Below are 846 nucleotides of genomic sequence, written 5' to 3'. Positions count from 1 at the left end.
AATGATCAGATGGAGTTTCAGTTACTTGATCGCATGAGTTTCAAACGGTTCTGTGGATTGACGGATTCACGAACTATTCCAGATGCCACCACGATCTGGGTTTTCGAGAATCGTATTGGTGAGAAAGGCGCACGAGAAATCTTCAATGGTGTGGAGTCTCAGCTCTTTGCCAAGGGCTTCATCCCTCGTGGGGGCCAGATGATTGATGCAACCTTGGTACAAGCGCCAATACAAAGAAACACGCGCGAGGAGAATAAACAGATCAAGCGAGGTGAAATCCCTACTGACTGGAGTGACGCCAAGCGCAGTCAGAAAGATACCGATGCGACCTGGACCAAGAAGCATGGCAAGAGCCACTTCGGATACAAGCTATCAGTCAACGTAGATAATCAATACAAAGTGATTCGCAAGGTTGTGACGAGCACAGCCTGTGAGAGTGATACAAATCACTTTGATGGCGTGCTTGATCGTTTCAATACGAGCCGAGATGTCTATGCGGATCGGGGTTACCCTTCGAAAGCTCGATCAGAATCGCTCGAGGAACAGGGGTTTCGGGATCAGATCCAAAAACGTGGGACAAGCACTAAATCCCTATCCGGCGTTCAGAAAAAGCGTAACCATCGTATTTCTAAAACGAGAGCTCGTGTAGAACATCCATTTGCGACCATCAGCCAGATGGGTGGTAAGTTTGTACGCACGATTGGTCAAGCACGAGCCAACTTCTCCATGCTCATGATGGCCGCTTGTTACAACATCAAGCGTGGTGTCTATTTGGTCGCGACCAGTGGTGGCCGAGGTGCGCCCATATAGGGCTTAGCGGGGCAGAATTGCGCCTAAAAAGCGCAA

Annotated in this window: 1 protein-coding gene; it reads left to right on the top strand. The window is 49.3% G+C overall.

What is annotated here, in order from left to right; all coding sequences use genetic code 11:
* Positions 1 to 810: IS5 family transposase (locus ACOI06_RS14540; RefSeq protein WP_420663310.1), on the top strand; the 810-nt coding region annotated here is incomplete at its 5' end.
* Positions 811 to 846: the final 36 nt, after the last annotated feature.

It is taken from the genome of Orrella sp. 11846, from assembly GCF_048820935.1.
Classification (GTDB): Bacteria; Pseudomonadota; Gammaproteobacteria; order Burkholderiales; family Burkholderiaceae_B; genus Algicoccus.
Note: the sequence above shows the minus strand (reverse complement) of the source record. Positions and strands in the feature narration are given on the sequence as shown.